27 protein-coding genes and 1 tRNA gene are annotated in these 26,979 nt (G+C 60.2%); 21 read left to right on the top strand and 7 right to left on the bottom strand.

Annotated features, from left to right (window positions below; translation table 11 throughout):
- Nucleotides 1-94: 94 nt before the first annotated feature.
- From BV911_RS12545 to BV911_RS12560, 4 genes are all read left to right on the top strand, one after another.
- Nucleotides 95-1,624, top strand: a complete 1,530-nt coding sequence (locus BV911_RS12545; RefSeq protein ID WP_240512235.1) for a phospholipase D-like domain-containing protein — start codon at nt 95-97, stop codon at nt 1,622-1,624.
- Nucleotides 1,625-1,749: 125 nt separating this feature from the next.
- Nucleotides 1,750-1,947 (top strand): CsbD family protein, encoded by a 198-nt coding sequence (locus BV911_RS12550; protein ID WP_086053967.1) that lies wholly within the window; start codon nt 1,750-1,752, stop codon nt 1,945-1,947.
- Between the two features lie 244 nt (nt 1,948-2,191).
- The gene (locus tag BV911_RS12555) at nt 2,192-2,365 is read left to right on the top strand and encodes a DUF1328 domain-containing protein (protein WP_086053968.1); all 174 of its coding nucleotides are present in this window, start codon (nt 2,192-2,194) and stop codon (nt 2,363-2,365) included.
- 169 nt (nt 2,366-2,534) lie between these two features.
- Nucleotides 2,535-3,662 (top strand): PAS domain-containing sensor histidine kinase, encoded by a 1,128-nt coding sequence (locus tag BV911_RS12560; protein ID WP_240512236.1) that lies wholly within the window; start codon nt 2,535-2,537, stop codon nt 3,660-3,662.
- A gap of 10 nt (nt 3,663-3,672) precedes the next feature.
- Here BV911_RS12560 and BV911_RS12565 read toward each other — a convergent pair whose 3' ends face one another.
- Nucleotides 3,673-4,137: an Rrf2 family transcriptional regulator gene (locus BV911_RS12565; RefSeq protein ID WP_086053970.1), complete on the bottom strand. Its 465-nt coding sequence runs from the start codon at nt 4,135-4,137 to the stop codon at nt 3,673-3,675.
- 375 nt (nt 4,138-4,512) lie between these two features.
- Nucleotides 4,513-4,599, bottom strand: a tRNA-Leu gene (locus BV911_RS12570).
- Between the two features lie 152 nt (nt 4,600-4,751).
- On the opposite strand from BV911_RS12570, the gene BV911_RS12575 reads away from it, so the two are divergent.
- Nucleotides 4,752-5,735: a complex I NDUFA9 subunit family protein gene (locus tag BV911_RS12575; RefSeq protein WP_086053971.1), complete on the top strand. Its 984-nt coding sequence runs from the start codon at nt 4,752-4,754 to the stop codon at nt 5,733-5,735.
- Nucleotides 5,736-5,804: 69 nt separating this feature from the next.
- Here BV911_RS12575 and BV911_RS12580 read toward each other — a convergent pair whose 3' ends face one another.
- Nucleotides 5,805-6,608 (bottom strand): undecaprenyl-diphosphate phosphatase, encoded by an 804-nt coding sequence (locus tag BV911_RS12580; protein ID WP_086053972.1) that lies wholly within the window; start codon nt 6,606-6,608, stop codon nt 5,805-5,807.
- A 213-nt stretch (nt 6,609-6,821) separates the two neighbouring features.
- Here BV911_RS12580 and BV911_RS12585 point away from each other — a divergent pair, with 213 nt between their 5' ends.
- From BV911_RS12585 to BV911_RS12625, 9 genes are all read left to right on the top strand, one after another.
- Nucleotides 6,822-8,258, top strand: a complete 1,437-nt coding sequence (locus tag BV911_RS12585; RefSeq protein ID WP_086053973.1) for an NAD(P)-dependent oxidoreductase — start codon at nt 6,822-6,824, stop codon at nt 8,256-8,258.
- A 32-nt stretch (nt 8,259-8,290) separates the two neighbouring features.
- Nucleotides 8,291-8,716: a GFA family protein gene (locus tag BV911_RS12590; protein WP_240512237.1), complete on the top strand. Its 426-nt coding sequence runs from the start codon at nt 8,291-8,293 to the stop codon at nt 8,714-8,716.
- Nucleotides 8,713-13,248, top strand: a complete 4,536-nt coding sequence (gene gltB, locus BV911_RS12595) for a glutamate synthase large subunit (RefSeq protein WP_086053974.1) — start codon at nt 8,713-8,715, stop codon at nt 13,246-13,248. Before BV911_RS12590 ends, gltB begins: the two co-directional genes overlap by 4 nt.
- A gap of 184 nt (nt 13,249-13,432) precedes the next feature.
- On the top strand, nt 13,433-14,152 hold the full coding sequence (mtgA, locus tag BV911_RS12600; RefSeq protein WP_086053975.1) for a monofunctional biosynthetic peptidoglycan transglycosylase: 720 nt from the start codon (nt 13,433-13,435) through the stop codon (nt 14,150-14,152).
- A gap of 57 nt (nt 14,153-14,209) precedes the next feature.
- On the top strand, nt 14,210-14,875 hold the full coding sequence (locus BV911_RS12605; RefSeq protein WP_086053976.1) for a glutathione S-transferase family protein: 666 nt from the start codon (nt 14,210-14,212) through the stop codon (nt 14,873-14,875).
- Nucleotides 14,876-14,920: 45 nt separating this feature from the next.
- Nucleotides 14,921-15,985 carry a tRNA epoxyqueuosine(34) reductase QueG gene (gene queG, locus BV911_RS12610; protein ID WP_086053977.1) on the top strand — a complete coding sequence of 355 codons (1,065 nt, stop codon included), beginning with the start codon at nt 14,921-14,923 and terminating at the stop codon, nt 15,983-15,985.
- Nucleotides 15,986-16,138: 153 nt separating this feature from the next.
- Nucleotides 16,139-16,816, top strand: coding sequence for a hypothetical protein (locus BV911_RS12615; protein ID WP_139840079.1), 678 nt, complete (start codon nt 16,139-16,141; stop codon nt 16,814-16,816).
- A gap of 64 nt (nt 16,817-16,880) precedes the next feature.
- Nucleotides 16,881-17,801, top strand: a complete 921-nt coding sequence (locus tag BV911_RS12620) for a DMT family transporter (RefSeq protein ID WP_086053979.1) — start codon at nt 16,881-16,883, stop codon at nt 17,799-17,801.
- An 83-nt stretch (nt 17,802-17,884) separates the two neighbouring features.
- On the top strand, nt 17,885-18,073 hold the full coding sequence (locus tag BV911_RS12625) for a hypothetical protein (protein WP_086053980.1): 189 nt from the start codon (nt 17,885-17,887) through the stop codon (nt 18,071-18,073).
- 49 nt (nt 18,074-18,122) lie between these two features.
- On the opposite strand, the gene BV911_RS12630 is transcribed toward BV911_RS12625, so the two are convergent.
- Nucleotides 18,123-18,992: a branched-chain amino acid aminotransferase gene (locus tag BV911_RS12630; RefSeq protein ID WP_086053981.1), complete on the bottom strand. Its 870-nt coding sequence runs from the start codon at nt 18,990-18,992 to the stop codon at nt 18,123-18,125.
- 203 nt (nt 18,993-19,195) lie between these two features.
- On the opposite strand from BV911_RS12630, the gene BV911_RS12635 reads away from it, so the two are divergent.
- The 7 genes from BV911_RS12635 (at nt 19,196) to BV911_RS12665 (ending at nt 25,195) form a co-directional block, all read left to right on the top strand.
- Nucleotides 19,196-19,690, top strand: coding sequence for a MarR family winged helix-turn-helix transcriptional regulator (locus BV911_RS12635; RefSeq protein ID WP_086053982.1), 495 nt, complete (start codon nt 19,196-19,198; stop codon nt 19,688-19,690).
- A gap of 5 nt (nt 19,691-19,695) precedes the next feature.
- Nucleotides 19,696-20,412 carry a response regulator gene (locus BV911_RS12640; RefSeq protein WP_086053983.1) on the top strand — a complete coding sequence of 239 codons (717 nt, stop codon included), beginning with the start codon at nt 19,696-19,698 and terminating at the stop codon, nt 20,410-20,412.
- 24 nt (nt 20,413-20,436) lie between these two features.
- Entirely contained in the window at nt 20,437-21,384 is a 948-nt protein-coding gene (locus BV911_RS12645) for a histone deacetylase family protein (RefSeq protein ID WP_086053984.1), read from the top strand.
- A 12-nt stretch (nt 21,385-21,396) separates the two neighbouring features.
- Complete coding sequence (locus BV911_RS12650) at nt 21,397-21,639, top strand: exodeoxyribonuclease VII small subunit (protein WP_086053985.1); 243 nt, start codon at nt 21,397-21,399, stop codon at nt 21,637-21,639.
- Nucleotides 21,593-22,510, top strand: a complete 918-nt coding sequence (locus tag BV911_RS12655; protein WP_086053986.1) for a farnesyl diphosphate synthase — start codon at nt 21,593-21,595, stop codon at nt 22,508-22,510. The genes BV911_RS12650 and BV911_RS12655 overlap by 47 nt, the downstream gene beginning before the upstream one ends.
- A 71-nt stretch (nt 22,511-22,581) precedes the next feature.
- Complete coding sequence (dxs, locus tag BV911_RS12660; RefSeq protein ID WP_086053987.1) at nt 22,582-24,510, top strand: 1-deoxy-D-xylulose-5-phosphate synthase; 1,929 nt, start codon at nt 22,582-22,584, stop codon at nt 24,508-24,510.
- Nucleotides 24,511-24,691: 181 nt separating this feature from the next.
- Complete coding sequence (locus tag BV911_RS12665; RefSeq protein WP_240512239.1) at nt 24,692-25,195, top strand: androgen-induced gene 1 family protein; 504 nt, start codon at nt 24,692-24,694, stop codon at nt 25,193-25,195.
- Here the strand turns inward: BV911_RS12665 and BV911_RS12670 are convergent.
- Genes BV911_RS12670 through rsfS form a run of 3 tightly spaced genes read right to left on the bottom strand, consistent with a single transcriptional unit; the run spans nt 25,099 to nt 26,891 of the window.
- On the bottom strand, nt 25,099-26,022 hold the full coding sequence (locus BV911_RS12670; RefSeq protein WP_086053989.1) for an SDR family oxidoreductase: 924 nt from the start codon (nt 26,020-26,022) through the stop codon (nt 25,099-25,101). The two genes, BV911_RS12665 and BV911_RS12670, sit on opposite strands and share 97 nt — an antisense overlap.
- Entirely contained in the window at nt 26,019-26,489 is a 471-nt protein-coding gene (rlmH, locus tag BV911_RS12675) for a 23S rRNA (pseudouridine(1915)-N(3))-methyltransferase RlmH (protein ID WP_086053990.1), read from the bottom strand. Before rlmH ends, BV911_RS12670 begins: the two co-directional genes overlap by 4 nt.
- Before the next feature lie 21 nt (nt 26,490-26,510).
- Complete coding sequence (rsfS, locus tag BV911_RS12680) at nt 26,511-26,891, bottom strand: ribosome silencing factor (RefSeq protein WP_086054006.1); 381 nt, start codon at nt 26,889-26,891, stop codon at nt 26,511-26,513.
- Nucleotides 26,892-26,979 lie beyond the last annotated feature (88 nt).

Genomic DNA, 26,979 nt, shown 5'->3' on the forward strand with positions numbered 1-26,979 from the left:
GGAACAATCAGCAGTACGGGGTGTTCGTCTGGCTGTATAGGCAGGCAGATAGCGTATGGTTTCCAAATTTGGACTACAGCGGCGAAGGTCAAAGATGCGGGCATTGGTGACGGCAGCCGAGGCGTATCCGACGCTTGAACGGGCCTTTTTGACCGCAGAGACAGAAATTTGGGCCAGCTTCAGAATATTTGATCTGTCGACCAAACTGCGCAGCCTTGAGGCGCGGGCCATCGGTGACAGCTGGTTCGAGTTGATGGTTCACACCTTGCAGCGCGGTGTGGCGGTTCACATGGTGATCACCGATTTCGATCCGGTGGCATGGGCCGAGGGGCACCGCTCCACTTGGCGCAGCATGCGCCAGTTTGCTGCCGCCGCTGATTTGGCTGGCCCCGACGCCCGGTTGCGCATCACCCCCGCAATGCATCCGGCGCGCACGTCGTTCCTTTTGCGATTGGCATTTTGGCCGATGATCATGAAGAAGCTTGTGGGAACCACGAAGACACTAAACGCGATGTCGCCGGATCGGCGTGAAACGGCCCTGCGGGAACTGCCAGGGTTGCGGCAGTGGATCATCCTGCGGGACGATGGCAAAGTCAGGCCGCGCTATGGGTCTGTTCCGCCGCTGTGTCCGGCCACCCATCATCAGAAATTGGCCGTCTTTGATCGGCAACATTTATATATCGGTGGGCTGGATTTGAACGAGCGGCGTTATGATACCCCGCGCCATGATCGGGACAGTGCAAGTACCTGGCACGATGTGCAGATCATGATAGACGGGCCGGTGGTGGCCGAAGCGCAGGCGCATCTGGAAAGCTTTCTTGATGTTACAGCAGGACGGGCCGAGCCGGTGGCCCAAAAGCGACTTCTGCGCACCATTTCCAAGCCGCGGACCGGGGTCGCGGCGTCAATCGGACCGAAGACCGTTTGCCACGAAATCCTCTCGGCCCATGAAATGCTGGCGCGGCGCAGCAGCGACTTGATCTATATTGAAACGCAGTTTTTCCGGGATCGAAAACTGGCCCGAACGTTGGCGGACATCGGCCGGAGCAAGCCGAAATTGCAAATAATCCTGATCCTGCCCGGCGCGCCAGAGGACGTGGCCTTTGATGGAAATTCCGGGCACGACGCGCGGTTCGGAGAGTTCTTGCAAGGGCAGGCTTTGCGCATCCTGCAACGGGGCTTTGGCAAGCGGCTGTTTATCGGGGCGGCGGCGCAGGCCAAAGAGGGCAACCAGACCGGTGGTAACGGCAGGCACCTGCTGGCCGATGCGCCGATCATTTATATCCACGCTAAAGTTGCGGTCTTTGATGATACCGCCGCCATTGTGTCCTCGGCCAACCTGAACGGGCGCAGCCTGAAATGGGATACCGAGGCCGGGGTCATTCTGGATGCGGCGCCGGATGTGGTGGCGCTGCGGCGCAAGCTGATGGCGCATTGGTTGCCCGACGGGGCAGGGCCCGCGTTCTTTGACCGCACTGCGGCGGTGGCGCGGTGGCGCGGTCTTGCATTGTCCAATGCGCAGCGCCGACCGTCTGACCGTCAAGGGTTCGTGCTGCCCTATGACATCAAGGCGTCGGAAAGCTTTGGGCAAGCGGTTCCCTTCGTGCCTGAAGAGTTGGTTTGATCTGAAAGGGGCGGGCGGATTTCCGCCAGTTGTTCCCGCGAATAATTCGCGAAATCCGGAACGGAATGGGGACTGAGACGTTTGGTAGATGTCGATACTGACGCAGACAACTCAAGGAGAGAGACATGAACTGGGATCAAGTAGAAGGCAATTGGAAACAGATTCAAGGCAAGGCCCAAGCCAAGTGGGGCGAGCTGACCGACGATGAATTGACGCAGGCCAAAGGCAACCGCCAAGAGCTGGTCGGTTTGGTCCAAGCGAAATATGGCAAGGCCAAGGATGAGGCTGAGCGCGAAGTTGATGATTGGATGTCCGGCGTCTGATCGCGCCTCAAAACGCCCCGGCAATTCGATCACCCAAAAGTTTAACGAGGATGGCCAGCGACTCTGTCGCTGGCCTTTTTTTGTTGCGAGCTGCACGGGCGCGGTGCGGGACGCGAAACTGGTCAAGACCTTGAATGCGCCGAGATTTTTATCCGGTTTGGCGGCGCGAATGGAACCAGTTCCCGGCGCGATGCGTTGCTTGAGTGTACTTCACACGCTGTCTGGCAAAAAAGGAGAAACTGAAATGCTTGGTTGGGCCCTTACGTTCCTTGTGGTCGCGCTGATTGCCGCGGCACTTGGGTTCGGCGGTATCGCCGGAGCCTCTGCTGGAATCGCAAAAATCCTATTCGTGATTTTCCTGATCTTGTTCGTCGTCGCCATGGTGGCCCGCGCGGTTCGCGGCAAACCTCCGGTTTGACCTAACGACATGGACGACACCCTCTGCCGCAGTTCTGCGGAATGGCCGCTGATCCCCTCAGCGGCCTTTGGTGGTGCGTGTGCGCGGCGTTTAGAGTATCATTGTATGAGCGCCTTGTCTTATGTCTGCCGTCCTTCGTCATTCGTAAGCGCCTTGTTCCGAGGCTGCCGTGAGTGGTGATCGTCAGAACGGTCAGCTTGGCGAATTTCGTATAATACGCAGCCACCGCCCCGACAGCCAGAGTGAGCCCGTGCCAGAACTTGCGAAGAAATATAGCCTCACGTGGAAAGTCACCCCCGACCTGTTGGGGATCCTGAACGATTCTGGCCTGTTCGAGAACACCAACCCCGCGTGGTTCACGACGCTGGGGTTCTTGCCAGATGAGGTCGAGAGTCGAAGTTTCCTGAGTTTTGTGCATCCCGATGATCTGCCGGCGACCGAGGCGGCATTCGAGGCAGTGCAGCGCGGCACCCCGGTGCTGAAGTTCGAAAATCGATACCGCCACAAAAACGGCAGCTATCGTTGGTTGTCGTGGAATACAGTGCCTGAAGGCGGTCGGTACTATTGCAGCGCCCGGGACGTCACCGAACATAAAGAGGCGGTCAACGCCCTTCTGGTGACAGAGCGCGATGCGCATCTGCGCGAACAGTTCATCGCGGTGCTGGGGCATGACCTGCGAAATCCATTGGCGGCCATTGCCTCTGCGATCCGCATCATCCGGCGTGAGGCGCAAACCGAAACGACGTTGCACATGCTGTCGATGACCCAAGGGGCGGTGGACCGGATGACGGCGTTGATTGAGGATGTGATGGATCTGGCTCGGTCGCGACTGGGCGCGGGTCTATCGATCGACCGCGGCGTCGTGTTGCCGCTGATGCCGGCCTTGCGCCAAGTGATCGCGGAAATCCAACTGGCCCAGCCGGATGCCAAAATTGAAGCGGTCCTCGATTTCGCCGATCCGGTCAATTGTGACCCGGCGCGGCTGGCGCAGTTGCTGTCTAATCTTCTGTCAAACGCGGTCTCGCACGGGGCGGCGACCCGGCCGATCCGTATGACGGCGGCGGATGAGGACGGGCAATTCACCCTGACCGTGGCCAATCAGGGGCCGGCGATCCCGGAAAAGGCGCTTGAGATGCTGTTCCAGCCGTTTTTTCGCGCCAATGCGGGCGCCAACCAAGATGGTTTGGGCTTGGGGTTGTTCATCGCCTCGGAAATTGCGCGCGCTCATGGCGGCACGCTGACTGCGACCTCTGAGCAGGATTGGACCGTGTTCAGATTTCAGATGCCGCGCACCTGACCTTGGCCGATCAGGGCAGGAGGGTTTCGGGGATGGCGAAGCGTTCCAGCGGACGATGATCCGCTTGTAGATCGGCCAAGGTCAGGGATTCGATCATCAAGATATAGGCCGAATAAAACCCGCCAAACACGGCCCGCACCCGGCACGCCTGTTCATCCTTGCAATCGGCACAGCGTTGATAGGCGTTGCGTGACAGGCAGGCCAGCGGCGCAAGGGGCCCATCCACCAGACGCAATATTTCAGCCAGAGACACGGTTTTCGGATCTTTAATCATCGCATAGCCGCCAAAGCGTCCCCGTTTGCTGCCGATCAGGCCGGCGCGTTTCAGATCCAGCAGGATATGTTCAAGAAAGCGTTTCGGTGCCCCGGACTGCACGGCGATCTCTTCCACCCGCAAAGCGCCGGTGGCCGCAGCTTGCGCATCTGCCAGAACCATGAGCGCCTTCAGCGCGTATTTTGTTTTCAGCGTGATCATGGGGGCAGCGCACTCGGCGGGAGGGACATCGGTCAGGCCCAACTCTAGCAGTATGCGGGACGTTTGCGAAACGGTTCGTGCAGAACCGGTCACAGCGGGCGAGAGGCTGAGCCACTGCCGTAAAGGGATGCGGCCATGGCGGTCTGGGCCCGCCCTGACCACGTCCGGGGCATGCATTCGGTCCGGGATTGACTTAGGGCAAGAGTGGTCTGTGCAGGATTTGAAGCCAATGCGTTCGGTGGGCTGGAAACAGATGAGATGTGCCGAATCAATATTAGCAATCGCGACTGCAAATTTACACAGAAGTATCGAGAGCGATTGGAAACACGGCGATCACCGCAAGTGACTGACATTAACCCGATCTCTTCGGGATAATGGTGCCCAGGAGAGGACTCGAACCTCCACATCGTTTCCAATACTAGCACCTGAAGCTAGCGCGTCTACCAATTCCGCCACCTGGGCTGGTGTCGTGTTGGGGCGATCTACCTACCCACGACGGAGGTGTCAACACGAGATTTCAAAAAATCGGCGCGACGTCATATTCCTTGTCGCTTCCGGTCATCAAGGGTATCCCGGGCCATAGGAAATTTGCAGGAAAAGCACGGAGGCCACGCATGTCGCAACTCGTCACGATCTTTGGAGGGTCGGGGTTTGTCGGACGCTATGTCGCCCGGCGTATGGCGAAAGAAGGCTGGCGCGTGCGCGTCGCTTGCCGGCGCCCCAATGAGGCGCAGTTTGTCCGCACCTATGGGGCGGTCGGCCAAGTCGAGCCGGTGTTCTGCAATATTCGCGATGACGCCTCGGTCCGCAATGTGCTTGGCGGCGCCAACGCGGTGGTCAACTGCGTCGGTATTCTGAACGAAACCGGCAAAAGCACCTTTGAGGCGATTCAAGCCGCAGGGGCAGGGCGCGTGGCGCGCCTGTCTGCTGAGGCTGGGATCACCCGTTTTGTGCAGATGTCGGCGCTTGGGGCCAATGCCGACAGTGCGAGCGACTATGCCCGCACCAAGGCTGCCGGTGAGGCCGCGGTTCTAGAGCATCAGCCGACCGCAATGATCCTGCGCCCGTCGGTGATCTTTGGGCCGGAGGATCAGTTTTTCAACCGGTTCGCTGGGATGGCACGGTTTGGCCCCATTCTTCCGATTGTCGGGGCCGATACGCTGATGCAGCCGGTCTACGTTGATGATGTGGCGGAGGCTGTGGTCGCTGGCGTTCTGGGGCAGGCGCCCACTGGCATCTATGAATTGGGCGGTCCCGATGTGCGGAGTTTCCGCGACCTGATCACCCAGATGCTGACGGTGATCCGGCGGCGCCGCTTGGTCCTGAACGTGCCGTTCCCGATCGCTGGAATGATGGGCTGGGGCTTTGATCTTGGCCAGAAGATGACCGGGGGGCTGATCGAGAACACGATGCTGACCCGCGATCAGGTGCGCAATCTGCAACATGATAATGTGGTGACGGACGGGGCGCAGGGCTTTGCGCAGCTCGGGATTGAGCCGGTCGCGATTGCTGCGGTGGTGAACGACTATCTCTGGCGCTTCCGCCCCAGCGGCCAGTTCGATGAAGTGACCGAATCTGCGAAGAACCTGAAGGTCTGAACCTGTCGGGATGAAGGTGTCGGGCGGCATCGGCGGGGGAGACCCGCCGGTGCCGGTGGTCGTTTGGTCTTAGGTATAAGCGATTGCCAGCAGGATCACGCCGAAGACCAGCCGGTAGATCACATAGGGCGTATAGCTGACCGACTTCAGCAAGCGCATCATCAGGCTCAATGCCAGCAGCGCCGAGACAAACGCGAAGGCCGCGGCGATGGCGCCGTCCCGGGCCATCTGCATGTCGGCTGATCCGATTACATCGACGCCCAAAAGAAGTCCGGCCATGGCAATGGTGGGAATCGACATCAGCATGGACAATTTGGCAGCGTCGGTTCGGGTATAGCCCAGCATCCGGCCGCCGGTGATGGTGATGCCCGAGCGCGAGGTCCCGGGGATCAGGGCGATGACCTGCCACAAGCCCATGATCAGGGCGTCGCGCAGGGTCCAGTCTTGATCGGTCTTAGCCTCGGGGCCCTTTTGATCCGCGAAATACAACACGATGCCGAAAATGATCATCGTCCAGCCGATGACGGCGGTGGACCTGAGGGCTTCTTCAAGGCCGCTTAATTTCATGGCAAGTCCGGCGATGACGACGGGAATTGTGGCAACAATCAGGCACAGCGCCAATTGGGCACCTTTGGTGTCGACCTTGCCGCGCAGCAGGCGCATGCTTCCAAGCATCGCCTCGCGGACATCGGACCAGAAATAAAGGACAACTGCGAACAGCGTCCCGACATGGACGGCCACGTCAATGGTCAGGCCTTGGTCTTCCATGCCGGTAAGATTCGGCAGCAGGATCAGGTGTCCGGACGACGAAATCGGCAGAAATTCGGTGATCCCTTGGATCACCGCGACGAGAAAAAGATGGAAGAGGGTCATGCGGTTTGACTCATACGTTAGGGGGTGTCATCGTAACTATCTGATATTTAGGCATTTATATTAATTATGTCAGAATGCCTTCCATATATTTCAAGGTAATGTCGCAGAGATGCTGTGCGTTGTCTGAATTATCTGCAATAAAGGTCACACATTCTGACTTTTCATTTGCGGTCGCCTTGATTACAAGCAGGCAAGACGAATTTGGAGGCGGCAATGGCCAAAGAGAAGATGCTGCAGTTCGTGACCGTGGGGCGGGATATGCCTGTGAAGCGGGAAGCGGGCGAGCGCCGGACAGATTTCCAGGAAATCTATGCCGAGTATGCGACGGCGAAAGCTGCGGAGCAAGCCGGACGGTGCTCGCAATGCGGTGTGCCATATTGTCAGAGCCACTGCCCGCTGCACAATAACATTCCCGATTGGTTGCGCCTTACGGCTGAAGGGCGGTTGCAGGAAGCCTATGAGCTTAGTCAGGCGACCAACACCTTTCCTGAGATTTGTGGCCGCATCTGCCCGCAGGATCGCCTGTGCGAAGGCAATTGCGTCATTGAACAGTCCGGCCATGGCACTGTCACAATTGGCTCGGTGGAAAAATACCTGACCGATCTGGCGTTCGAGCAGGGCTGGGTCAAGCCGATCCGTCCGGTTCGGGATCGCGCGGAAAGCGTCGGCATCATCGGCGCGGGTCCGGGTGGCTTGGCGGCTGCCGATCTGTTGCGCCGGAAGGGTGTGCACGTGACCGTCTATGATCGCTATGATCGTGGTGGCGGTTTGATGACCTATGGGATTCCCGGCTTCAAACTGGAAAAATCCGTGGTCATGGAGCGGATGGCGCAACTGGAAGACGGTGGCGTGACCTTCCGGCTGAATTGCGCGGTCGGGGAAGATATCAGTTTTCAAGACATTCGTGCGGCGCATGATGCGGTGCTGATTGCTACCGGGGTCTACAAGACCCGGCAATTGCAGGCGCCCGGTGTTGGGGCTAGCGGAATTGTGCGGGCGATCGATTATCTGACTGCCTCTAATCGGGTCGGATTTGGCGATACCGTGCCTGAATATGAGAGCGGCGAGTTGAATGCCACCGGCAAGAAGGTCGTGGTCATCGGCGGCGGCGATACCGCGATGGATTGCGTTCGCACGGCGATCCGGCAGGGCGCAGAATCGGTGCGCTGTCTGTACCGCCGGGATCGGGCCAACATGCCCGGATCGCAGCGCGAGACCAAAAACGCCGAAGAAGAAGGCGTGGAATTTATCTGGCTGGCGGCGCCGAAGGGCTTCACCGGCGATATCGTCAATGGTGTGATGGTGCAAAAGATGCGCCTTGGTGCCCCCGATGCCACGGGCCGTCAAATGCCAGAACTGATCGACGGGTCCGATTACGTCGAAGACGCCGATCTGGTGGTGCAGGCTTTGGGCTTTGAGCCCGAAGATTTGCCGACCCTGTGGAACGAGCCCGAGCTGGAAGTGACTCGCTGGGGCACCATCAAGGCCGATTTCCGTACCCATGCCACCAGCATGGACGGGGTCTATGCGGCGGGCGATATTGTGCGGGGCGCAAGCTTGGTGGTCTGGGCGATCCGAGACGGCCGTGAGGCCGCCGAGGCGATGCTGGCGCGGTTCGATGCCGCGACAGCATCGGTTGCTGCCGAGTAAGCGATAGGGCGGGTCAGAAACGGAGGTCTGGCATGGATGGGCAGTGTTTATGCGGTGCCGTTGTGGTCTCAGCGACCCCAGCCAAGGCCGAGTTGCATGCATGTCACTGTGAGATGTGCCGCCGTTGGACCGGCTCTGCGCTGATCGAGGTCGATGTTGACCCCGCCCAGTTGCAGGTAACTGGTCCGGTCAAAACCTTCCGCTCGTCCGATTGGGCCGAGCGGGCGTGGTGTGACACCTGCGGGTCGACCTTGTGGTACAAGCTGACCCTGCCGGGACACGAGCGGTACGCGGTCAGCGCCGGTTTGTTTGACGCTGCCGGCGACCTGCCGTTGACCAAAGAAATCTACATCGATTGCAAGCCGGGCGGATATGCCTTTGCAGGTGATCATCAAACCATGACCAAACAAGAAGTAGAGGCGATGTTCGCTTCCTTCGGTGAAGGAGACCAGCAATGACCAAATATGATGCAGCCTGGGTAGCAGCCGAGGAAGCCAAGCGCGCCTTCATGGCCGAAAACGGCATGTACCGCGAAGAGGACGAGCATTCGTCCTGCGGCGTCGGACTTGTGGTGGCGCAGAACGGCACCCCGTCCCGTGCGGTGGTGGAATCCGGCATCAATGCCCTTAAAGCGATCTGGCATCGCGGCGCTGTCGATGCGGACGGCAAGACCGGGGACGGTGCGGGGATCCACCTGCAGATTCCGGTGCCCTTCTTCTATGACCAGATCCGCCGCACCGGCCACGAGCCTGATGTCACCAAACTGATCGCGGTCGGGCAGGTGTTCTTGCCACGCACCAATTTTGCTGCGCAGGAATCCTGCCGGACCATTGTCGAGGCCGAAGTGCTGCGACTGGGCTATTACATCTATGGCTGGCGCCATGTGCCGGTCGATATTACGGTTCTGGGCGAAAAGGCCAACGCGACCCGCCCTGAGATCGAACAGATCATCATTTCCAACAGCAAGGGCGTCGACGAAGACACCTTTGAGCGCGAACTGTATGTCATCCGTCGCCGGATCGAAAAGGCCGTGTTGGCAGCGCATATCGCCGGACTTTATATCTGTTCGCTGTCCTGCCGGTCGATCATTTACAAAGGCATGATGCTGGCCGAGCAGGTCGCGGAATTCTACCCAGACCTCAAGGATGAGCGGTTTGAGAGCGCTTTTGCGATCTATCACCAGCGCTATTCCACCAACACCTTCCCGCAGTGGTGGTTGGCCCAGCCGTTCCGCATGTTGGCCCATAACGGTGAAATCAACACCCTGAAGGGCAACGTCAACTGGATGAAGAGCCATGAAATTCGCATGGCCAGCGGTGCCTTTGGCGATATGGCCGAAGACATCAAACCGATCATCCCCGGCGGATCAAGCGACAGTGCCGCCCTCGACTCGGTGTTCGAGGTTCTGGTTCGGGCTGGCCGGAACGCGCCCATGGCCAAGACGATGCTGGTGCCCGAAAGCTGGAGCAAGCAGGCGATTGAATTGCCCGCGCCGTGGCGGGACATGTATTCCTATTGCAACTCGGTCATGGAACCGTGGGACGGTCCGGCGGCTTTGGCGATGACCGATGGTCGGTGGGTATGTGCGGGCCTCGACCGCAATGGTCTGCGGCCGATGCGCTATGTCGTCACCGGCGACGGCTTGCTGATTGCAGGCTCCGAGGCGGGGATGGTGCCTGTGGACGAGGCGACGGTCGTCGAAAAGGGCGCACTTGGCCCGGGCCAGATGATTGCTGTCGACATGAAGACCGGCAAGCTGTTCCACGATACCGAGCTGAAAGACAAGCTTGCCTCGTCACAGCCTTTCGGGGACTGGGTCGGCAAAATCAATGAGTTGGACGAAGTTCTTAAAGAAGCCGACGAAGCGCCGGGCTTTAAGGGCGAAGATCTGCGCCGCCGTCAGATCGCGGCAGGCTACAGCCTTGAAGAGCTGGAACAGATCCTGACGCCCATGGCGGAAGACGGGAAAGAAACTTTGGTCAGCATGGGCGACGATACGCCGTCTGCCGTCCTAAGTGAAAAGTATCGTCCGCTCAGCCATTTCTTCCGGCAGAACTTTAGTCAGGTCACCAATCCGCCGATCGACTCCTTGCGCGAATTCCGCGTCATGAGCCTGAAGACCCGGTTCGGCAATCTGCGCAACGTGCTGGACGAAGACAGCAGCCAGACCGAAATTCTGGTGGTCGACAGCCCGTTCATCGGCAATTGCCAGTTCGAGAAGCTGAAAGAGCAGTTCAATGCTCCGATGGCCGAGATCGACTGTACCTTCCCGGTCAACGCGGGCCCCAACGCGCTGCGCGATGGCTTGGTCCGCATCCGAAGCGAGGCCGAAGATGCCGTCCGCTCGGGCGCTGGTCACATCATTCTGACGGATGAGTACCAGAGCGAAGGCAAGATCGCGATGCCGATGATCCTTGCCACCAGCGCGATCCACAGTGGATTGACGCGCAAGGGGCTGCGAACCTTCACTTCGCTCTGTGTGCGGTCAGCGGAATGCATCGATCCACATTATTTCGCCGTGCTGATTGGTTCGGGCGCAACTGTGGTCAACGCCTATCTGGCCGAAGATAGTTTGGCCGACCGGATCGACCGTGGCTTGCTGGATTGCAATCTGAACACTGCGGTGGCGCGGTATCGCAATGCCATTGATCAGGGCTTGCTCAAGATCATGGCGAAGATGGGGATCAGCGTTGTCTCCAGCTATCGCGGCGGTCTGAACTTTGAGGCGGTTGGCCTGAGCCGGGCCATGTGCGCCGAATACTTCCCCGGCATCCTCAGCCGGATCTCGGGCATCGGTGTCACGGGTATTCAACGCAAGCTGGAACAGGTGCATGCCACAGGCTGGCTCGGCGGCACGGACGTGTTGCCCATTGGCGGCTTTTACAAGGCGCGTCGCTCGGGCGAGACCCACGCGTGGGAAGCCCAATCCATGCATATGATGCAGGCCGCCTGCACTAAGGCCAGCTTCGAGATGTGGAAGCAGTATTCGGCCAAGATGCGCAGCAACCCGCCGATCCATCTGCGCGACCTGCTGGAAATCAAGCCGATGGGCAAGCCGGTTCCGCTGGAAGAGGTGGAAAGCATCACCTCGATCCGGAAGCGGTTTGTGACCCCCGGCATGTCGCTGGGCGCGCTCAGCCCAGAGGCACACAAGACCCTCAATGTTGCCATGAACCGCATCGGCGCCAAATCCGACAGCGGCGAGGGCGGCGAGGATCCGGCGCATTTCGTGCCAGAGGCCAACGGCGACAACCCATCTGCGAAGATCAAGCAAGTGGCGTCCGGGCGGTTCGGGGTGACAGCCGAATATCTGAACCAGTGCGAAGAACTGGAGATCAAGGTCGCGCAGGGGGCCAAGCCCGGCGAAGGCGGACAGTTGCCCGGCTTTAAAGTGACCGAGTTCATCGCACGTTTGCGGCACTCCACCCCCGGCGTTATGCTGATCAGCCCGCCGCCGCACCACGACATCTATTCGATCGAAGATCTGGCGCAGCTGATCTACGATCTCAAGCAGATCAACCCACGGGCGAAAGTCACCGTTAAATTGGTGGCGCAGTCGGGCGTCGGCACGATTGCCGCCGGTGTGGCCAAGGCCAAGGCTGATATCATCCTGATTTCCGGTCATAATGGCGGCACCGGGGCGTCTCCGGCCACGTCGATCAAATATGCCGGCTTGCCGTGGGAAATGGGCCTGACCGAAGCGCATCAGGTTCTGTCGATGAACAAGCTGCGCGACCGGGTGACCCTGCGGACCGATGGCGGCTTGCGCACCGGACGCGATATCGTAATCGCGGCCCTGATGGGAGCCGAGGAATACGGCATTGGTACGGCTGCGCTGATCGCGATGGGTTGCATCATGGTGCGTCAGTGCCAGTCGAACACTTGCCCAGTCGGCGTCTGTACCCAAGATGAAAGCCTGCGGGACAAGTTCACCGGAACGGCAGAGAAAGTGGTCAATCTCATCACCTTCTATGCCCAAGAAGTGCGCGAGATTATGGCCGGAATGGGCGTCCGCAATATGGATGAGTTGATCGGACGTGCCGATCTGCTGAGCCAGGTCAGCCGGGGCTCGGCGCACTTGGATGATCTCGACCTGAACCCGCTGTTGATCACCGTCGATACCGCGATGCATGCGCGTTATGACCGGTCGAAGCCGCGCAATGTGGTGCCGGATACACTGGATGCCGAGATTGTTAAGGACGCCGCGCGCTTCTTGGAAGATGGCGAGAAGATGCAGTTGAGCTACGCCGTGCAGAACACGCTGCGGTCGATCGGAACGCGCACGTCCAGCCATATTGTCAAGCGGTTTGGCATGCGCAACAGCCTTCAGCCCGATCACCTGACGGTCAAGCTGACCGGCAGTGCCGGGCAATCGCTTGGGGCGTTCGCGGCCCCCGGCCTGAAGCTGGAAGTGTCGGGGGATGCCAACGACTATGTCGGCAAGGGGCTGAGTGGCGGCATCATTGTGGTCCGTCCGCCACAAGTCAGCCCGCTCATCGCCAGCGCCAACACCATCATCGGCAACACGGTGCTCTACGGCGCGACGGCGGGTTATCTGTTTGCAGCAGGCCGGGCAGGCGAGCGGTTCGCCGTGCGCAACTCGGGCGCGACGGTGGTGATCGAAGGCTGTGGATCCAATGGGTGTGAATACATGACCGGCGGAACCGCGGTGATCCTTGGCAGCATCGGCGCAAACTTCGGCGCTGGGATGACCGGCGGCATGGCCTATCTTTACGATCCGGATGGGTCCGCGCTTGAACTGATGAACATGGAAACGCTGGTGACGTGTCCGGTCACGGTGCCCTATTGGATGACGCAACTGGAAGAGTTGATCGCGCGTCATCTGGAAGAAACCGGCAGCCGCCGTGCCGCCGATTTGCTTCAGCACTGGGATCTGGAGCGCGGCAACTTCCTGCAGGTCTGCCCGAAAGAGATGCTGGTGAATCTGCCGCATCCACTTGGGATCGAAGCGGACGCCGTGTCGGCCTGATCCCTGCGCGACAACAACCTGACCCTATCCGGCGCGGCAATGCACGGGATAGGGTTTTTCGTGTCAAGCTTGATGCGTCGTTGCCGGCCGTGCGCGACCTTTGGTGACGTCTAGCTTGGGGCAGCCGGATAGACTGCAACGCGCTGGTCATGCCCGGTTTGACCGTTGACCACAGGTAGGGAGCATGGTTGTTGGCCGCATGGGATCGCTAAGCGCAAAACGCCCGCGTGCACGCCTGTCAAGGCGGGTGCGGCGATGGCTGTTGTCGGGGCTGGCGGCCTTGGTCGCGCTGGTCTTTGGCGCCGTACTGCTGTTTGCGTTTGTGCCCGTGCCCACGACCCCTTACATGCTGGCCGAACGGGGACGGTTGGGAAAAGTCGCCTATGACTGGGTTCCGATGGCAGACATTGCCCCGGTTATGGCCAGATCGGCGGTCGCCGCCGAGGACGCGAATTTTTGTCTGCACTGGGGCTTTGATATCGATGCGTTGCGTCAGGCGTTGGATGGCGGCGCGCGGCGGGGCGGGTCAACCATCTCGCAGCAAGTGGTCAAGAACGTCTTCCTCTGGCAGGGGCGCAGTTGGCCGCGCAAAGCGCTGGAGGCACTTTTGACCCCCGCCGTCGAACTGGTCTGGTCGAAGCGGCGACTGTTGGAAGTGTATATGAATGTCGCGGAATTCGACGAAGGTGTGTTCGGTGTCGGGGCCGCTGCTGCCACCTATTTTCAGGTTGAAGCGGCAGCGTTGACCCCGGTGCAGTCGGCCCGACTGGCGGCGATTTTGCCCGATCCAAAAGGCCGCTCGGCTGCGAAACCGTCGGATTTTGTTCGCAAACGCGCCGCGTCGATCCTGGATGGGGCGGCAACGATCCGGCGAGATGGCCGCGATGCCTGTTTCAAAGGTTGAACTGTCGGCGCCAAAGCGGCAAGACGGTGGCAGACATCTTATCCTGATGAGCATCCCATGACCGTCCTATATCACGTCCCGCTATCGCCGTTTTGCCGCAAGGTCCGTCTGACGCTGTCAGAGAAAAGGATCGACGTTGATCTGCACGAAGAGCGCTATTGGGAAAAATCGGCGGAATTCCTGCGCCGCAACCCCGCAGGCAAGGTGCCGGTTCTGAAAATCGACGGGCTGACTTTGGCGGAAAGCGGGCCGATCTGCGAGTATCTTGACGAAGTCTATCCGACCCCGGCGCTGATGCCGGTGGACCCGCGCGAGCGGTTTGAGGTGCGACGGCTGGTGCAGTACTTTGACGACACCTTCTACCGCGAAGTCACCCTGATGATCCTTGGCGAACGGGTGAACAAAAAACTCACCGGCGCCGGCTATCCCGACAGTCGCAACGTCAAGGCCGGGGTGACCCGGATCAAGACGCATCTGGACTATATGGCCCAGTTGCTGGACCATCGGCGCTGGCTGGCAGGCGATGTCATGACCTTGGCGGATTTTGCCGGGGCGGCGCATCTGTCATCGTTGGACTATACTTCGGATGTAGATTGGAACCGGCATGCAGTGGTCAAGGACTGGTACGCCAAGATTAAATCGCGCCCGGCGTTCCGAAGCCTGTTGGCCGATCAGGTGCTTGGGTTTCAGCCCGCGGCGCACTACAGCGACCTGGATTTCTGATCCGCGGCGGCCTGCTGCTCTGACCCTGCGGCGTGGTCAGGTGTCATGACCCTGACTGAGGGGACGGATGGGGCTGCGCTGAAATCGGCCCTGATTGCCCAAGCCCGGACTGAAGGTTTCGCTAAGACCGGCATTTGTCGCCCTGATGCGGTGCCGGAGCTTGCGGCGCGGTTGGCGGCTTTCATCGCGCAAGACCGGCACGGCCAAATGGGCTGGATGGCGGAACGAACCGGCTGGCGCGGCGATCCGGCGGCTTTGTGGCCGCAGGCGCGGTCGGTGATCATGCTTGCAGAACCCTATACCCCGGCCGAGGACCCTCTTGCCGTTCTGGACCAGCCAAGCTGCGGCGCGATCAGTGTGTATGCCCGCAACCGCGACTATCACGACTTGGTTAAGAAACGGCTAAAGCGGGTCGGACGTTGGTTGATCGAACAGGCGCCGGGTGCGGAAATCAAGGTGTTCGTGGATACAGCGCCGGTGATGGAGAAACCGTTGGCGGCGGCGGCGGGACTGGGCTGGCAAGGCAAGCACACCAATCTTTTAGGCAGAGATCTGGGGAACTGGTTCTTTCTGGGGGCAATCTTCACCACGTTGGACTTGCCGACAGATGCACCGGGGGTCGAATCCTGCGGCAGTTGTACCGCCTGTCTGGATGTGTGTCCGACCGGTGCGTTTCCTGCACCATTTCAATTGGATGCACGGCGCTGTGTTTCCTATTTGACGATTGAACATGCCGGTCCGGTCGATCTGGAATTGCGGCCGCGATTGGGCAATCGGATCTATGGATGCGATGATTGTTTGGCGGTATGCCCGTGGAATAAATTCGCTGTGGCGGCGACGGAAATGCGCTATGCGGCGCGGGAAGATCTGACTGCCCCGCATCTGTCACTGCTCTGTGGCCTTGATGATGCCGCGTTCCGGGCAATGTTCAGCGGGTCTCCGATCAAGCGGATCGGCCGCAACCGTTTTGTCCGCAACGTGCTGTATGCGATTGGAAATTCGGCAGATCAGGGTTTGGTGTCCACAGCCCGCGCGCGTCTTGAAGACGACGATCCGACGGTGCGGGATGCTGCCGAATGGGCTGTGGCCCGATTGCGTGAGCCAACCTGAACGCACTGAATATATCTCGGAATTTAACGACCATCGCAGCCCCTAACGCCGGATTAACTGGTGATGGGATACACCACACGGAATGTCGATCAGAGTGCGGCTGATCGGCGACAGCGTGGGTTTCCGGGGAGTGTAGGTGGTATGATATGGAACGTGATAGGCGCCCTGACGGGGCTGGTTCTTTGGGGTCTGCCTGCATCCGCAGCGGTGGTGGAAAACGGCAGTTTCGAGGACACCTTTAGTCAAACCGGATCGAATTACGGACAGCGTTTTGATGATTTGATGTCCGGCCCCGGCAGCAGTTGGGATGTCTGGTCTTCGATTGCGGGCTGGACCACGGACAGCGGCGCCGGGATTGAGATTCAAAGCAACCGAACATTGACCGAGGTCGATGCCTATGACGGCAATCACTATGTCGAATTGGACAGCAATTCCAATTCCAGCATGTTCCAAGACGTGCTGCTGGACGTGGGGCACTATGTGATGACCTTCTTTTACGGCCCTCGCACGAATAATTCGGGCACCAATGGCATCAATTATTCGTTGACGGGGCTGTTTCAGGGCAGTGTGGGTGGTCCGGGCGACACCACCGCCCGAACGATTGGATTTTGGTCGCAAGTGTCTGAAGCTTTTAATGTTCAAACGGCGGGGACCTATCGTTTGCGCTTTGGTGCCAGCGGGCTGAGCGATTCATACGGAGGGTTGATTGATGCGATTTCAATTGCCCCGACGGTGGCCCCCGTGCCGTTGCCATTGCCGGTCGTTCTGTTGGCCAGTGGTATCGTGGGCTTGATCGCGGTGCGCCGGGTTTCCGCGGCTGGCAAAAAGTAACACTCGCGCTTTGGACGGGCAGAGGCTAGGCACGACCTGAATTCCCCCGAATCCCGGAGCGCGTATGTCCCCGTTTCATGGCATTATTCTAAAGATCCTGTCGGTGATTACATTTGTGTCGATGGCGGCTTGTATCAAAGCCGCGTCGGCTGAGGTTCCGGCAGGGGAAGCTGTGTTCTTTCGGTCATTCTTTGCGCTGCCCGTCATCCTGATTTGGCTGATCGTAAGGGGCGAATTGTCGGTCGGGCTGACGGTTGCAAATCCCATGGCCCATGTCTGGCGCGGTTTCGTCGGCACTTTGGCAATGGGGCTGGCATTTGCCGCGCTGGGGTTGTTGCCGCTGCCTGAAGCGACGGCCATTGGCTATACCGCACCGCTGCTGGTGGTCGTTTTTGCCGCGATGTTCTTGAACGAAAAAGTTGGGGTCTATCGCCTGTCCGCAGTGGCCTTGGGGATGCTTGGGGTGATGATCGTGCTGTCGCCGCGGATGTCGCTTTTGTCTGGAGAGATTGCGGATCGACAGGCGATTGGGGCGCTTCTGGCCTTGATGGGGGCCTGTTTTGCTGCGCTTGCACAGGTCTTCGTTCGAAATTTGGTACGGACAGAACGGACCAGCGCCATTGTGTTCTGGTTTTCGATCACCTCGACGGTGTTGTCGCTTCTGACCATCCCCTATGGCTGGGTTATGCCAAGTGCGGGCGCCGCAGCCTTGCTGGTGTCCGCTGGAATTTTGGGGGGCTTTGGACAAATTTTTCTGACATCCGCCTATCGCTTCGCGGACGCATCTTTGATCGCACCGTTTGAGTATGTGTCGATGCTGTTTGCGTTGATCTTAGGCTATGTGGTTTTCGCAGAAGTGCCGACTGGCCGGATGCTTGGCGGCGCGCTGATCGTGATTTCCGCCGGCGTTCTGATCATCTGGCGCGAAAGACAACTGGGTCTTCAGCGCGGAAAAGCCAAGTCCGGAATGACGCCCCAAGGCTGACGCTGACTTGAATCGCCGCAAAACGACCTCACATCAGTAGGGGAGTCGTGATACAATCGGCTTCTAGGTAGAAGGAGGACTCTATGACCAAACATGTTCTGGACAAGTCTGACACGTCGAAAAGCAACGGTTTGATCGAAGCCAGCGTGCGCGAAACTTTGGCGCATCAGCCTAACGCAGCGACCCTCGCCCTACAACAGCGGTCCCCGTCACGGCAGGAAGGAAGCCGGATGCGCGAATTCGTCCGCATTGAAGCCAGCGAACCGGAATAATCAAGGAATTGCCCCCCGGCGCGTGACCGCACAGGGGGGCTGACTGAGATTAGGCGCGGACGTGCTTTTCGTACGCATCCGAGATATCCCGCGCCATTGCGCCAACTTCGAAGTTGTAGTCCCCGATCTTGCCGACCGGGGTCACTTCGGCAGCAGTGCCTGTCAGCCAGCATTGCTCAAAGCTTTCCAACTCTTCCGGCATGATGTGACGCTCGTGCACGGTGACGTTGCGCGCTTTCAGCATCTCCACAACGGTCTGACGGGTGATGCCGTTCAAAAAGCAATCTGGCGTGGGCGTATGCACTTCGCCGTTCTTGACGAAGAAGATGTTCGCCCCGGTCGCCTCGGCGACATAGCCGCGGTAATCGAACATCATCGCATCCGAACAGCCTTTTGCCTCGGCCGTATGTTTGGACATGGTGCAGATCATATACAGACCGGCCGCCTTGGCTTGGCACGGAATGGTGTCGGGTGCGGGACGACGCCATTTCGAAATATCAAGTTTCGCGCCCTTGGTCTTGGCGTCACCGTAATAGTTGCCCCATTCCCAAGCCGCGACAGCCATGCGGACCGGGTTTCGTGCCGATGCAACGCCCATGTCATCGCCGGCGCCGCGCCACGCGATGGCCCGGACATAGGCATCGGTCAGGCCGTTGGCGGACATCACCTCGTATTTCGCGGCTTCGATCTCATCCACCGTCCACGGGATCTGAAAATCAATATACTCTGCCGACTTCCGCAGACGCTCGGAATGGCGGCGAGATTCAAAAATCGTGCCGCCATAGGCCCGTTCGCCCTCAAACACGGACGATGCATAGTGAAGGGCGTGCGTCAGGACATGAACTTTGGCGTCGCGCCACGGCACCATTTTGCCGTCGACCCAAATCAACCCGTCGCGATCATCATAGGCCCCGGCCATCATTCCATTCCTTTATGTTTGTCCGCAATTGGCGGAAAGTTTACGAAAATTGCGCAATTTAGGTCCGGTACGGACAGAAAATTACGAGAAATCTGTTGCGATCTATCGGTTGAGCCTTGGAAAGTCAATAACGCTGACGTAAAATGATGCACACGCAGGCGGTTTGTGAACACCGGACCGCCCGCAAGGGAAGGCAGGACAAGATGGATGGTCACAGCGGTAATGGCGGCGAGAACCTGCTGTTCCTGACGGACGAGCAGTTGCGCAAGGGCATCGAGGCGATGTTCTTTGCCTATCGTGGCTTCACGTCCGATCCTGATCGTCTGTTGGAAGAATATTCCTATGGCCGGGCCCATCATCGCGCGCTGCATTTCATCAATCGGTGCGACGGAACCACGGTGAACAACCTGTTGGCAATTCTCGGGGTGACCAAGCAATCGCTGAACCGGGTTTTGCGAGCGTTGATAGAGGACGGCTTGGTGGAAAGCCGGGTGGGCCATCGCGACAAACGCGAGCGGCACTTGCATCTGACAGACACAGGTGAGGCTTTGGAAAAGGCGCTGTCCGAAGCCCAGCGAAAACGGATGCGATCGGCGTATCGCACCGTGGGGCCCGAAGCCGTCAGTGGCTTTCGGCAGGTACTGGAAGCAATGATGGACCCCGACATGCAGCGGCATTTTCGGACCTTCAAGGAGTAAGCGGTATGGCACAGGTCCCAGAAACACACCTTTTGGTGGTCGATGATGACGAACGCATCCGCACCCTACTGCAGAAATTTCTCAGCAGAAGCGGCTTTTGCGTCACGGCGGCCCGGGATGGGGCGCATGCCCGGCGGTTGTTGGCCGGATTGGAATTTGATCTGATCGTCATGGATGTCATGATGCCGGGAGAGGATGGGATCAGCCTGACCCGATCCCTGCGCGAGGACATTGCGACACCGATCTTGCTGCTGACCGCCAAGGGTGAAACCGGCGATCGGATCGCAGGTCTGGAAGCGGGCGCCGACGACTACCTGCCGAAACCGTTCGAGCCGAAAGAATTGTTGCTCAGGATCAACGCCATCCTGCGCCGGGTGCCGCCCCCCGTGGCCGAAACGAATGGTCTTCAGGTCCTGACGCTTGGGCCGGTGCGGTATGACACTGAGCGCGGCGAGATGTGGTCGGGCGAAGAGTTGATCCGGCTCACGGCAACCGAAAGCCAGTTGATGAAGATTTTCTCGACCAGCTTGGGAGAGCCGGTGAGCCGAATGCAACTGGTCGAGGATCTGGGCCGCGATTCCGGTCGTGAGGGCGGGCAGGCCCAAGAACGGGCGGTCGACGTGCAGATCACCCGGCTGCGCCGCAAGATTGAGGCGGACCCGAAGCAACCGCGCTATCTGCAAACCGTGCGCGGTGCCGGCTATATGCTGGTGACAGACTGACCTGCGGCGGCTAGCGTCAGCCTCATGACAACAGCTTTTTTTTTCCATCCCGACGGGCTTGGACATGTAACGCCGCCTGAGCACCCGGAACAGGTGGCGCGGCTTAACGTGATTGCGAACCTTGCGTCGAAGCCGGAATTTTCTGGCCTGCTGCGCCCCGAGGTGCCGTTGGCCCCCGATGCCGCGTTGTTGCGCTGTCATCCGCAACGCTATCTCGACCGGGTCGCAGCCGCAGCGCCAGCGCGAGGCTGGGCGGAACTGGATAGCGATACCCATGTCATGGCGGGATCCGAACGGGCGGCCCGACGTGCGGTGGGCGCGGCGGTGGCGGCTGTCGATTTGGTCCTGACCGGCGGGGCCGATAATGCCTTTGTCGCCATGCGCCCACCCGGACACCATGCCGAACGGGAGACGGCGATGGGGTTTTGCCTGTACGGCACGGTCGCGGTGGCGGCCCAGCACGCTTTGGCTGTGCATGGATTGCGGCGTGTCGTGATCATGGATTTTGATGTGCATCACGGCAACGGGACGCAGGATTTGTTGTGGGACCAGCCCGGCGTTCTGTTTGTGTCGACGCATCAAAGCCCGCTTTATCCCGGCACTGGCGCGCGGTCTGAGCGGGGCGCCCATGATCAGATCGTCAATCTGCCACTGCCCCAAGGTACTGATGGCCCGGCCTATCGCGCTGTGTTCGAGGCCGAGGTGATCCCGGCAATTGCGGCAGCGCGACCGGATCTGATTCTTCTCTCGGCCGGGTTTGATGCCCATCGGGCGGACCCGTTGGCAGAGATGAATTTAGAGACCGAGGATTTTGCGTGGATCACCGACCGTCTGTGTGCGCTGGCGCAGGAACATTGCGGCGGAAAGCTGGTTTCCTGTCTGGAAGGCGGCTATGATCTGCCGGCTTTGGGCGACAGTGTTGCGGCCCATCTGCGGGGTCTCATGGCCCAACACGATGCGGCAGTGAGTTAAAAGGACAGACGGATGAGCGAGACAGCAGTAGCGGACATGACGTTCGAGCAAGCGATGAAGGAACTTGAGCGCGTGGTCGGACGTCTGGAAGCCGGGGACGTGGCGTTGGAAGAATCGATCACCCTTTACGAACGCGGGGCGGCGCTGAAACGCCATTGCGAAGATCGGCTGAAAGCTGCCGAGGAAAAGGTCGCCGCGATCACTCTGGATGACAGCGGCCAGCCAAAGGGAACTGTGGCGGTGGACGGGCTCTGAGGTGTTCCAAGCGGCACTGACGACTGCGGCTGCGCAGGTTCAATCCTGTTTCGACGATGTGTTGGCCGATGCGGCCGACGTGCCGGTGACGCAGGGCATGCGGTATGCGCTGCGCGGCGGCAAACGGCTGCGCGGGTTTCTGGTGCTTGAAACGGCGCGCTTGCACGGGATCGAACCGGAGCAAGCGGTGATCGCGGCAGCATCGGTCGAGGCGCTGCACGCCTACTCGCTGGTGCATGACGATCTGCCCTGTATGGATGACGACGATCTGCGACGCGGCCAGCCGACGGTCCATAAGAAATGGAACGATGGCATTGCGGTTCTGGTGGGGGATGCCCTGCAAACACTGGCGTTTGAGCTGTTGGCGCGTGAGGCTTGTGCGCCGGATCCCGCCGTGCGGATTGATCTGGTGGCGACATTGGCCAGGGCCAGCGGCATTGGCGGGATGGTGTTGGGACAGGCGCAGGACATGGCAGCGGAGACCGCGTCACAGCCATTGACGCTGGAGCAGATTCTGACATTGCAGGGCAACAAGACCGGCGCGTTGATCCGCTGGTCCGCCGAGGCGGGGGCGCGTCTGGCCCAGGCCGATCCGGCACCGTTGGGAACCTATGCAAGCGCGCTTGGACTGGCGTTTCAGATTGCGGATGACATTTTGGACGTGACCGGCGATGCCAGCCGCGCCGGCAAGCGTCTGCGCAAGGATGCGGGGGCGGGCAAGGCCACCTTTGTCAGCCTGCTGGGACTGGAAGCGGCACAGGGTCGTGCCCGCGACCTAGTCGATACCGCCTGCGCCGCGCTCGACCCTTACGGGGCAGACGCGGATCGCTTGCGGCAGACCGCACATTTCGTTATCTCGCGAGACTATTGATTGCCCAAGAGGGGTGACTGGCGATGTCTCGATTGAGGCATCGTGGCTGACCAAGCCGGAGGATAAGTGCCATGGCAGATCGCCCGATTACCCCGTTGCTCGATCAGGTTGCCGGACCGGCTGACCTGAAGGCGTTGTCTGATGCTGATTTGGCCCGGCTGGCCGATGAGGTGCGGGCCGAAACCATCAGTGCCGTTTCTGTGACTGGTGGCCATTTGGGGGCCGGGCTTGGGGTGGTGGAATTGACCGTGGCGCTGCATGCTGTGTTCGATACGCCCCATGACAAAGTGATCTGGGATGTTGGGCATCAGGCCTATCCGCACAAGATTCTGACCGGACGGCGCGACAGAATTCGGACGCTGCGGCAAAAGGATGGCCTCAGCGGATTCACCAAGCGCAAGGAAAGCCCATACGATCCGTTTGGCACGGCGCATTCGTCGACCTCGATCTCGGCGGCGCTTGGGTTCGCAGTGGCGCGTGATCTGGGCGGTGCGCCCGAACACGGCATCGGCGATGCGATTGCGGTGATCGGGGATGGCGCGATGTCGGCAGGGATGGCGTTTGAGGCGCTGAACAATGCCGGGCACCTGAAAAAGCGCCTGATCGTGGTTCTGAATGACAATGAGATGTCCATCGCGCCGCCGGTTGGGGCGATGTCATCGTATCTGTCGCGCCTCTATGCTGGCACGCCGTTTCAAGAGTTTAAATCGGCGGCCAAAGGCGCGGTCAGTCTGTTGCCGCCGCCGCTGCAAGAAGGCGCGCGTCGGGCCAAGGACATGCTGAAGCACCTGACGGTCGGCGGCACCATGTTTGAAGAGCTGGGGTTTTCTTATCTCGGTCCCATCGACGGGCATGACATGGACCAGCTTTTGCCGGTGTTGCGGACCGTTAAGGCGCGGGCGCAGGGCCCGATCCTGCTGCATGTCATCACCAAGAAGGGCAAGGGCTATCGTCCGGCCGAAAACAGCGCGGATCGTGGCCATGCCCGCGCCAAGTTCGATGTCATGACCGGTGAGCAGACCAAGGCCGCCAGTAACGCGCCGTCCTACACATCCGTCTTTTCCAAGGCCTTGCTGGCCGAGGCCGCAGCGGATGACCGGGTGGTCGCGGTGACTGCGGCGATGCCGGATGGGACCGGGTTGAACCTGTTTGCCGAACGCTATCCCAGCCGGTGCTTTGATGTCGGCATTGCCGAACAGCATGGCGTAACCTTTGCCGCCGGGCTGGCAGCGGGCGGCATGAAGCCGTTTTGCGCGATGTACTCGACCTTTCTGCAGCGCGGTTATGATCAGGTGGTGCATGACGTGGCGATCCAGCGTCTGCCGGTGCGCTTTGCCATTGATCGGGCCGGTCTGGTCGGCGCGGATGGCCCCACGCACGCGGGCAGCTTCGACATCGCGTTTCTGACCAATCTGCCCGATTTCGTGGTGATGGCTGCGGCGGATGAGGCTGAGCTGATGCATATGGTGGCGACGGCGGCCAGCATTGATGACCGTCCATCGGCGGTGCGGTTCCCGCGCGGCGAAGGGGTGGGTGTGGATGTGCCGGAACGGGGCACGCCGCTTGAAATCGGCCGTGGCCGGATTGTCAGCCGTGGTCAACGGGTCGCGATCCTGTCGTTCGGTGCCCGGCTTGCCGAAGTCCAGCGCGCCGTGGATGCCCTGAGTCGGCGCGGGATCACGCCGACCGTGGCAGATGCGCGGTTTGCGAAACCTCTGGACCGGGACATGATCCTGAAACTGGCGGCCGAGCATGAAGCCCTGATCACCATCGAGGAAGGGGCGGTGGGCGGCTTTGGCAGCCACGTTGCCCAGCTTCTGGCCGATGCGGGCGTGTTTGACGGCGGACTTCGGTTCCGGTCAATGGTGTTCCCGGATACCTTCATCGATCAGGCCAGCCCCGAGGATATGTATGCGAGCGCGGGCATGTCCGCGGCTGATATCGAGGCAAAGGTTCTGGAAGTTCTCGGCGTCGAAAATCTGGCCAAAGCGCGCGTCTGAGGCGTTGCCCCTTGCGCCGCCCCTAAGCCGCACGCTTGTTCGGACTTACCGTCTGATCGTTCTGGCACTGGCCGCGTTCTATTTCGTAGACCGGTTCGGTGCCGATCAGCTGGGGGCGTTCGGCTGACAGTTTCGCTATCTGACGATCTGGGCGCTGACCGGAAGTCTGATTGCGGCGGCTATGATGCGGACCGCCCGGTATGGGGCTCTCGGCGATCCGGGCGCGGTGTTCGGGTCGGTAGTGGCGGTGCTGAACGCCCTTGTCGTTGCCTCCTATTGGCGGCTGTATTTCACCGATCCGGCGTTGGTGAATGGCGACACTCAGATTGCGGGCTACCGTGAATATTATCTGCATCTGGCCGGGCCGGTGTTGCAATGGATTGACGTGCTTTTCCTGAAACGGGCGTTTCGGTTCCCACTGTGCACCGCTGTCTGGCTGGGCGCGTTGGTGGTGATCTATGTTCTGTGGGCCGAAGTGCTGGTGGCGCCGTTGAATCTGACCCCGGTTGGCACGGTCACTTCGGGATTGCCGTATCCGTTTCTCAACGACATGCCGCTGGCGGCGCGGTTGCGCTTTTACGGGCTCACCTACGCAAGCGGGGTGGTTTTTGTCGGGCTGTTCTGGGCTGCGGCGCGACTGGTGGCCTGTTCTTCGCTCAGCAGGGACCGCAATCCAGAGCGATAATCTGGAAACAGCAGACGCAGGCCGAGATCGCGCTTGATGCGGTCGTTGTGGACCCGCTTGCTTTCGGCATAAAAGCTGCGCGCCATCGGGGTCATTTCGGCCTCTTCCCACGCCTCGACTGGCGGCGGGGGCAAGTTCAGCAACTGTGCTGCATAGGCCAGAACGTCTTGTGGCGGGGCCGGATCATTATCGCATAGATTATAAATCGCGCCCGGCGCGGGGGCATGGATCGACGCATGGAGGGCCTGCGCGATATCCGCCACGTGAATGCGGCTGAACACCTGTCCGGGCTTGATGATCTGGCGCGCGCTTCCGGCGCGGACCTTGGCGAAAGGGCCGCGACCGGGGCCGTAAATCCCAGCGAGGCGAAAAATGTGCAAGGGAAGCCCGGTCCGGCGGGCCAGATCCCGCCACGCGGCTTCGGCCATGACACGGTGCGCGCCGCGGGTCGTGCTGGGGGTCAGGGGGGTGTCTTCGTCGACCCAAGCGCCGCCGTGGTCGCCATAAACGCCGGTGGTAGACAAATAGCCAACCCAGGACAACTGCGGCGCGGCTGCGGCAATGCTAGGGCCAAAGGTCTCTAGGGTGGGGTCGCCGGTCGCCGAGGGGGCTGCTGAAATCAGCAGATGTGTGGCCGAAGCCAACAATGGGGCAGGGTCTTGATCCCCCCACAAAAAGGGCGTGATCCCGGTTGCGCGCAGGGCGTTGGCTGTGCCCGGATCGCGGGTTGTCCCAGTGATCTGCCACCCCTTGGCCAGCAATAGCGGCGCGAGCGCTCGGGCGGAATATCCGTGCCCGAATGATACGAGGTGCGGGGGGAGTGTCATACGCGATGATACGGGGCGCCGGCCAGAATGCTGCTGGCGCGGTATAGTTGCTCGGCCAGCATGACCCGCACCATCATATGTGGCCAGACCATTGGCCCGAACGAAAGCAAGCGGTCAGCCCCCTTGCGAAAGGCCGGATCGAAGCCGTCGGCTCCACCGATCATCACCGCCAGATCGCTGCGTCCGTCATCGCGCCATTTTGCCAAAAGGTTGGCAAAATCCGGCGATGACATCTGGGCGCCGCGTTCATCCAGCGCCAGTCGCACCGCGCCATTGGGGCAGGCTTTGTCTAGCAACTGTGCCTCTGCCGCGGGACCGCCGCCTTTGCGGTCTTCAACCTCGACAATGCGCGCCGGGCCCAAGCCCAACGCGCGACCAGTCCGATCGAACCGCGTGAGATAGTCGTCGACCAGTGCCAGCTCAGGGCCCGCGCGCATCTTACCGACTGCAAGAATGGTCAGTTTCATAACGTCAGCAACCAGACGAGATCAGGCTTGGCCCGATCCGGTCGGCATCCACATCTTCTCAAGCTGATAGAAATCGCGGACTTCAGGGCGGAACAGGTGTACGATCACATCGCCGGTGTCGATCAAAACCCAGTCGCCGGGGAACTTGCCTTCGACTTTGCAGCTGACGCTCAGGTCTTGCTTGAGACGCTCAGTCAACTTTTCTGCCATGGCAGCAACCTGACGCGACGAGCGACCGGTTCCAATGACCATGTGATCGGCAATTTCGGACCGTCCACGCAGATCGATGCTGACCACGTCTTCGGCTTTGTCATCTGAGAGAGAAGACATGATCCGCGCGAGGATGTCGTCGCTCTTCGACGTCGTGTGAACGCCCGAACCGGGCGCATGGGGTGCGGTCATGGGCATGGCCGCCTGGGCTAAGTGGGACAGGATGGTGTCCTCCAGAAATTGAGCGCCGCAAGACACCGGCGCGCGTGTGACCCTGATA

The sequence above is a fragment of the Pseudoruegeria sp. SK021 genome (assembly GCF_002119405.1).
In the GTDB taxonomy this organism is placed as follows: Bacteria; Pseudomonadota; Alphaproteobacteria; order Rhodobacterales; family Rhodobacteraceae; genus Meridianimarinicoccus.

Excerpts from the sequence above, each read along its gene's own strand:
- BV911_RS12620 (WP_086053979.1), top strand. The coding sequence starts at position 16,881 with ATGTCCCCGTTTCATGGCATTATTCTAAAGATCCTGTCGGTGATTACA.
- BV911_RS12585 (WP_086053973.1), top strand. The coding sequence starts at position 6,822 with ATGGCCAAAGAGAAGATGCTGCAGTTCGTGACCGTGGGGCGGGATATG.
- BV911_RS12635 (WP_086053982.1), top strand. The coding sequence starts at position 19,196 with ATGGATGGTCACAGCGGTAATGGCGGCGAGAACCTGCTGTTCCTGACG.
- BV911_RS12605 (WP_086053976.1), top strand. The coding sequence starts at position 14,210 with ATGACCGTCCTATATCACGTCCCGCTATCGCCGTTTTGCCGCAAGGTC.
- BV911_RS12630 (WP_086053981.1), bottom strand. The coding sequence starts at position 18,992 with ATGGCCGGGGCCTATGATGATCGCGACGGGTTGATTTGGGTCGACGGC.
- rlmH (WP_086053990.1), bottom strand. The coding sequence starts at position 26,489 with ATGAAACTGACCATTCTTGCAGTCGGTAAGATGCGCGCGGGCCCTGAG.
- queG (WP_086053977.1), top strand. The coding sequence starts at position 14,921 with ATGACCCTGACTGAGGGGACGGATGGGGCTGCGCTGAAATCGGCCCTG.
- BV911_RS12640 (WP_086053983.1), top strand. The coding sequence starts at position 19,696 with ATGGCACAGGTCCCAGAAACACACCTTTTGGTGGTCGATGATGACGAA.
- mtgA (WP_086053975.1), top strand. The coding sequence starts at position 13,433 with ATGGTTGTTGGCCGCATGGGATCGCTAAGCGCAAAACGCCCGCGTGCA.
- BV911_RS12545 (WP_240512235.1), top strand. The coding sequence starts at position 95 with ATGCGGGCATTGGTGACGGCAGCCGAGGCGTATCCGACGCTTGAACGG.
- BV911_RS12645 (WP_086053984.1), top strand. The coding sequence starts at position 20,437 with ATGACAACAGCTTTTTTTTTCCATCCCGACGGGCTTGGACATGTAACG.
- BV911_RS12670 (WP_086053989.1), bottom strand. The coding sequence starts at position 26,022 with ATGACACTCCCCCCGCACCTCGTATCATTCGGGCACGGATATTCCGCC.
- dxs (WP_086053987.1), top strand. The coding sequence starts at position 22,582 with ATGGCAGATCGCCCGATTACCCCGTTGCTCGATCAGGTTGCCGGACCG.
- BV911_RS12665 (WP_240512239.1), top strand. The coding sequence starts at position 24,692 with ATGATGCGGACCGCCCGGTATGGGGCTCTCGGCGATCCGGGCGCGGTG.
- BV911_RS12650 (WP_086053985.1), top strand. The coding sequence starts at position 21,397 with ATGAGCGAGACAGCAGTAGCGGACATGACGTTCGAGCAAGCGATGAAG.
- BV911_RS12565 (WP_086053970.1), bottom strand. The coding sequence starts at position 4,137 with ATGATCACGCTGAAAACAAAATACGCGCTGAAGGCGCTCATGGTTCTG.
- BV911_RS12625 (WP_086053980.1), top strand. The coding sequence starts at position 17,885 with ATGACCAAACATGTTCTGGACAAGTCTGACACGTCGAAAAGCAACGGT.
- BV911_RS12550 (WP_086053967.1), top strand. The coding sequence starts at position 1,750 with ATGAACTGGGATCAAGTAGAAGGCAATTGGAAACAGATTCAAGGCAAG.
- BV911_RS12580 (WP_086053972.1), bottom strand. The coding sequence starts at position 6,608 with ATGACCCTCTTCCATCTTTTTCTCGTCGCGGTGATCCAAGGGATCACC.
- BV911_RS12655 (WP_086053986.1), top strand. The coding sequence starts at position 21,593 with ATGACAGCGGCCAGCCAAAGGGAACTGTGGCGGTGGACGGGCTCTGAG.
- BV911_RS12590 (WP_240512237.1), top strand. The coding sequence starts at position 8,291 with ATGGATGGGCAGTGTTTATGCGGTGCCGTTGTGGTCTCAGCGACCCCA.
- BV911_RS12575 (WP_086053971.1), top strand. The coding sequence starts at position 4,752 with ATGTCGCAACTCGTCACGATCTTTGGAGGGTCGGGGTTTGTCGGACGC.
- BV911_RS12555 (WP_086053968.1), top strand. The coding sequence starts at position 2,192 with ATGCTTGGTTGGGCCCTTACGTTCCTTGTGGTCGCGCTGATTGCCGCG.
- rsfS (WP_086054006.1), bottom strand. The coding sequence starts at position 26,891 with ATGACCGCACCCCATGCGCCCGGTTCGGGCGTTCACACGACGTCGAAG.
- gltB (WP_086053974.1), top strand. The coding sequence starts at position 8,713 with ATGACCAAATATGATGCAGCCTGGGTAGCAGCCGAGGAAGCCAAGCGC.